Source organism: Microcystis sp. M_QC_C_20170808_M3Col, assembly GCF_007095505.1.
Taxonomy (GTDB): domain Bacteria; phylum Cyanobacteriota; class Cyanobacteriia; order Cyanobacteriales; family Microcystaceae; genus Microcystis.
Genome location: NZ_SFBY01000414.1, coordinates 1 through 5,204, shown reverse-complemented (window position 1 = coordinate 5,204; position 5,204 = coordinate 1). Strand labels below are relative to the sequence as shown.

Genomic DNA, 5,204 nt, shown 5'->3' with positions numbered 1-5,204 from the left:
GATAATTGACCACTGTTACATTTGGTAAATCGAGGAGTTGATCAAAATTTATCCACATAACCCACCTCCTGTTCTGTGTTACTATTATACCATGCTCACACAGAACCTAGAAGAGCCAGCGATCTAGACATAAGCGGTTATTCAGAAGTTATGCGGAAGTTATCTGGAAGGAATTTAAAACTATAATCAAGCGATTCTTAGGGCGATTTATTTATATATCCAAAGTTATTAAATATGTAAGATCTCGTCCTACGAATTAGCCAAGATAATAAGGAAAGAAAGGCAAAAGGTAGGAGGTTACCGAAATGCTAGAAATCATGACTTATATACAGCTTGCTAAAATAAGCATTGACCTTTTGAGAGAGCTCCTTGATTTGATCAATGAACGCCGCGATTGCGACGCAAAAGATCAAAAAGATGAGGAAGAAGAAGAAGGAAAACAGTAGTCAATAGATGCTGTCGCTCTAGGTTAATGAGCCAACAAGGATAGTCTTGTTGGCTTCTCCTTTGTTTGGGCGAAGTTAGCTTTAAAATGGATTCCAGAGGGATTTCTAATGATCTAGGCATAAATGATGATTTTGGGTATATGCCTATAGTAGCGTAAGTTAGTCAGAAGTTATTCAAAAATTTGTCAGAAGTTAGTCAGAAGTTAGTCAATTATAGTAGTTTTTCTGTTCTTTTCTTTGTAAAATCATTATAGGAAGAGTGTTTCCAGTGTATTTTAAAGACACTAAGATCAATGATCCCCGTCACTACTCAAGAATTAAAACGAAATATTCAAGAAGCTTTGGAGGCAGGAGTCCCGAAATCGAGGATCGAGCGAATGAAGGACTATCTAAATAAACTCGAATCTGGAGTGTTCGCCAGTCAGGAGAGTACGGGAGTAGCCTATCGGGAAATAGTTCGCGACGGCAAAAATATAATCGAGATGGCGAGCGCTCCCATCCTGCCGGAAGATCCAGAGAAAGACGCATTTGATGAATTAGATGACGGGCAACAGCCAACTATCTTTGACCCTTCAAGCAAGAAAAAATAATATCTTACAATATATATAATATAACCTAGTCTATAATGTTGGGCTAGGTTATATTATTAGAATAGTCAGTTAAGAATCTACGAAAATCACGTTGCGATGCCTACGATAAAAGACTTTAGTAACCAATATACTCTAGACGAATTAGAATCACTATCGGATTTTGTCGAGCGAGAACTTCGTCTTTCGTCACCAATCGAATTAGCGTGGTTGGATGTAATAGAAATTAAGGACTTGCGGAGTAATGACAATGGTTATTGGGTCGGGAACTACGATCGAGATCGACAAACATTTACGGCGACAATTTACCTTAACTCTCTCGTTTTAGGTACGATCGAGCAATTAAAACGAACCTTAGCCCACGAATACGGACATCACTGGACTCTATCCTATCTCGCTGTTGTTCACAGCCTACAAGTTTATAATGAGAGGCTGCCCCGAACCTATTACACGGTATTCAACCTAGGGATCAGCCATCCCGATGATCGAGTTGAGGAATATATCAGGAATCTCCCCACTACTCCATAGTATTGGATTTTAGCAAAGCTTGATGATTTTCCTCTGTATTCTCGCTGTACAACATCCGGGAGAAGCGGGGGGAATTCGTCGGGATTTGGCCTTTGAAAACCGCAAATTTGCCCTGAAAACCACTAATGGGCAGGAATTTGAACAAATGCGACAAGTACCCCTAGGGTCGAATTGGCCCAGTGGTCAAGTTAATCAACCTCCCCGGCCAGCAGTGGTGGCGATTCGGCGAACCGAGTCAAAATCTGGATAATACATTTGTTTTAGATTATCGGTTTCCCTTCAGGATTTCCGAAAAACAAAAAAGGGGTCTTAGCCCCTTTTTTCCGGATTAGTTAGTTATTTTTTCGGCGATAACATCATCATCATGTTACGACCTTCTTTTTTTGGCGCTTGCTGTACCTCAGCCACATCCTGTAAATCTTTGGCCATGCGCGCCAGTAATTCTTCCGCTAGGTTAGAGTGTTGAATTTCCCGGCCTCGGAAGGTAATCGTCGCTTTTACCTTATCTCCCGCTTTTAAAAAACGTTGCGCTTGGTTGACTCGCACGTTGTAGTCATGCTCATCGATTTTATAGCGCATTTTAACTTCTTTTATATCGGCTGTATGCTGTTTTTTCTTGGCCTCACGGGCTTTTTTCTCCTGTTCAAACTTGTACTTGCCATAGTCCATAATCCGGCAAACGGGAGGATTTGCCGTTTCACTGACGAGGACGAGATCAAGTTCCTTTTCTTCGGCCACGCGCAAAGCTTCGGCAGGAGTAATAATTCCTAGTTGAGAGCCGTCGCTATCGATAACGCGGATTTCGGGAAAGCGGATTCTTTCGTTAATTTGGGGGAGATCGCGAGTAGTGCGTCTTTTATCTATCACAGGCGTTCTGGGTTATCTCTATTCTAGTTAGTTAATCGGGTGGAGTTTACAAAATGATTTACTTGTTATTCTACCTACTCGATCGAGTTTCTTGGCCAATTGTTAAGTTTTCTTGCAATGTTAATTTTTAGCCGCCGGTCGTCAGCCGCCGGCCGTCAGCCAGATAAGCTGTTGTGCATGGGCCTTGTTAGACTAAGACCCTATACTCTCAGGAATCGATCGGTAAGGTGCGTTCCCCCTCGTTGCAGCAGGGAACGCACCCAACAAAATCGGCGGCATCGCACTACCTCCTGTAAGCAATGCCTAAAAATCGGCGTAATCGCACTACCTCCTGTAAGCAATGCCTAGATTATAGTAAGACAGTATCAGCCGAAAGTTGAGAAGATTGTCCAGTGCGCTGATGTTTTAATATTACTTATCGCCTAAAACTATGATTACTTATATTAAAATTCATGGCTTTAAATCCTTTCATAATTTTGAAATGGTATTTACGCCGCTTACTGTAGTTGCTGGGGTTAATGCTTCTGGTAAGAGTAATTTATTTGATGCTTTGCAATTGTTGACGCGGCTGGCAGAAGTGGATCTGAAGACGGCTTTTAGCGAGCAACGAGGACATCCTAGCGAACTTTTTACCCAGTATGATGAGGACGACTACGCCACGGAAATGGAATTTATAGTTGAAATGTTAGTCAACCGCAAGGTAAAAGATAATTGGGGTGGGGAAGTTGATCTTAAATATACAAGGTTGCGCTATCAATTAAAAATTAAACGAGAGTCTAATATAAGTGGATTTGAAAACTTGTATATTGTTGATGAACGTTTAGAAAATTTAAAGCACAATGAAGATAATTGGGTAAAAGATTATATTCCTAAGACAGTATTGGAAAGTTGGCGACCAAAAGTAGGAACGGGTAGGAGAACTTTTCCTTATATTAAGACTGAAGATATTAATGGTATTGCTACCATTGTTGTACATCAAGATGGTCAACAAGGAAATAAAAAAGTATTTCCCGCAAAAAACGCATCACAAACTGTTTTAAGCAGCATTAATACCATAGATTTTAAACATATATTAGCCGCCAAACAAGAAATGCTGAGTTGGAAGTTTATGCAGCTTAATCCCGAAGATCTGCGAGAACCTACTCGTCAAGATATAGGCATCAGAGATACAATAACAGCAAGTGGTAAGAATTTAGCCGCTGCTTTATTTCGCATTAAACAAGATGATGAATATACCCTCACAGCAATTTCCCGTGATCTCAATAATCTGCTACCAAATCTTACAGAAGTTAATGTTTATGATGACAAAGCAAATCGACAATTTATTATCAAGGTAAAAGGCGATGATAATCGGGAGTTTTCTTCGAGAGTGCTTTCCGAAGGAACCCTACGTTTATTAACATTATGTGTCCTGCAATACGATCCACAACATACAGGATTACTGTGTTTTGAAGAGCCAGAAAATGGCATTCATCCTTTTCGTATTCAAGCAATGGCAAAATTATTAAAAGAGCTAACTGTCGATTTTGAAGATACTGAAATGCCTTTACGCCAAGTAATAGTGAACACTCATTCTCCAGTTTTAGTGAGTCAATTAATTAATTGGCAAGATGATAAAAATGTCAGCATTTGGCTTTCTAAACTTACCACTATAATATCCACTATTGAAGAGAAGCGAATTAAGATGAAAATCACTAAATTTTACCCTGTTATCAAAGAGGATCAAAAACGATTAACTTTATTTTCCTCCGAAAATGAGGTCAAGCTAACTCTCTCGGAAGTGGTCGAATATCTAAAAACTGCTGATGCTGAAAGTGCGATTAAAAATATTAAAAATCAACAAAACCAATTAAGGTAAATCAATTAAGATGGCAAAAACAATCAAACAAATAATTATTGCCTTAGCTACAGAAGGCAGTTCCGATCATAGATTTTTACCAAATATTATTCAGCGCACTTTCGAGAGAGTTGCTTGTGAAGATCAACAAGAAATAGAAATTTTTGAACCAATTTGTCTTTCACAAATCTCTGGCGAAAATATCCGAGAAAAAGCTAAAAAATACGCAATTCAAGCGGTGGAGAAGGGAGCAATGGTTTTGTGCTTCCATGCAGACGCAGATGATAAAACAGATGAAAACGCATTTAACGAAAGAATTAATCCGGCTTTTAATGCTATTAAATCAGACAAGGGAGACTTATGCAACAATTTAGTTGCTATAGTTCCAATACAAATGACTGAAGCCTGGATGTTAGCAGATAAAGAATTACTAAAAAAACAATTGTGTACAAAGAAAAGTGATAGTGAGTTAGCAATCGATAAACATCCCGAATCTTTTAGCAATCCAAAAGAAACGATTAAAAATGCCATCAATAAAGCCAGAGAAGGTATAGCTAAACGGTATCGAAATAAACTAAAAATTGACGATTTATATTCACCGCTTGCTACAATCGAATTGTCGAAATTAGAATCCTTGTCTTCCTACAAAAAATTTGAAGAGGCAGTACGAGATATTTTTCCACAATTAACGAAAGTCAGCAATATAGAGGATAATCCTGATCAAACGTGAATAGGACCTTGCTAATACCATTTTTCTAAAGTAATGGCAGAGATGGTTAATTGCCTTCAACCTCAAACCCTATTCTAGAAAAGAAAATGGGATTGACACTCCTGGGCCTAAAGGCGTGAGGATTCTTGAGCTAATCACAGCCCTTTCTGGTTTCCCTTACTTAGGTCTTACACGATTATGTCTGAACCGAACCTACTAGAATATCACTT

Annotated in this window: 6 protein-coding genes and 1 pseudogene; 6 read left to right on the top strand and 1 reads right to left on the bottom strand. The window is 39.0% G+C overall.

Translation table 11 applies throughout. The annotated features are described in order from the left end of the window. Positions 1–305 precede the first annotated feature (305 nt). The 4 genes and pseudogenes from EWV84_RS18995 to EWV84_RS18980 form a co-directional block, all read left to right on the top strand. A complete protein-coding gene (locus EWV84_RS18995) occupies positions 306–446 on the top strand; it encodes a hypothetical protein (protein WP_287079343.1) in 141 nt (46 codons plus the stop codon). 293 nt (positions 447–739) lie between these two features. Continuing rightward, positions 740–1,036 (top strand): hypothetical protein, encoded by a 297-nt coding sequence (locus EWV84_RS18990; protein WP_287079342.1) that lies wholly within the window; start codon positions 740–742, stop codon positions 1,034–1,036. A 96-nt stretch (positions 1,037–1,132) separates the two neighbouring features. Next, positions 1,133–1,561 (top strand): hypothetical protein, encoded by a 429-nt coding sequence (locus tag EWV84_RS18985; RefSeq protein WP_287079341.1) that lies wholly within the window; start codon positions 1,133–1,135, stop codon positions 1,559–1,561. A gap of 40 nt (positions 1,562–1,601) precedes the next feature. Beyond that, positions 1,602–1,811 (top strand): annotated as a pseudogene (locus EWV84_RS18980) (hypothetical protein); the annotation flags it as partial. An 86-nt stretch (positions 1,812–1,897) separates the two neighbouring features. Here the strand turns inward: EWV84_RS18980 and infC are convergent. Continuing rightward, a complete protein-coding gene (gene infC, locus EWV84_RS18975) occupies positions 1,898–2,428 on the bottom strand; it encodes a translation initiation factor IF-3 (protein ID WP_002757952.1) in 531 nt (176 codons plus the stop codon). 430 nt (positions 2,429–2,858) lie between these two features. Here infC and EWV84_RS18970 point away from each other — a divergent pair, with 430 nt between their 5' ends. Further along, the gene (locus EWV84_RS18970) at positions 2,859–4,286 is read left to right on the top strand and encodes an AAA family ATPase (protein WP_287079339.1); all 1,428 of its coding nucleotides are present in this window, start codon (positions 2,859–2,861) and stop codon (positions 4,284–4,286) included. Between the two features lie 10 nt (positions 4,287–4,296). Next, on the top strand, positions 4,297–4,995 hold the full coding sequence (locus EWV84_RS18965) for a DUF4276 family protein (RefSeq protein ID WP_287079338.1): 699 nt from the start codon (positions 4,297–4,299) through the stop codon (positions 4,993–4,995). Positions 4,996–5,204 lie beyond the last annotated feature (209 nt).

Excerpts from the sequence above, each read along its gene's own strand:
- EWV84_RS18990 (WP_287079342.1), top strand. The coding sequence starts at position 740 with ATGATCCCCGTCACTACTCAAGAATTAAAACGAAATATTCAAGAAGCT.
- EWV84_RS18995 (WP_287079343.1), top strand. The coding sequence starts at position 306 with ATGCTAGAAATCATGACTTATATACAGCTTGCTAAAATAAGCATTGAC.
- EWV84_RS18970 (WP_287079339.1), top strand. The coding sequence starts at position 2,859 with ATGATTACTTATATTAAAATTCATGGCTTTAAATCCTTTCATAATTTT.
- EWV84_RS18985 (WP_287079341.1), top strand. The coding sequence starts at position 1,133 with ATGCCTACGATAAAAGACTTTAGTAACCAATATACTCTAGACGAATTA.
- EWV84_RS18965 (WP_287079338.1), top strand. The coding sequence starts at position 4,297 with ATGGCAAAAACAATCAAACAAATAATTATTGCCTTAGCTACAGAAGGC.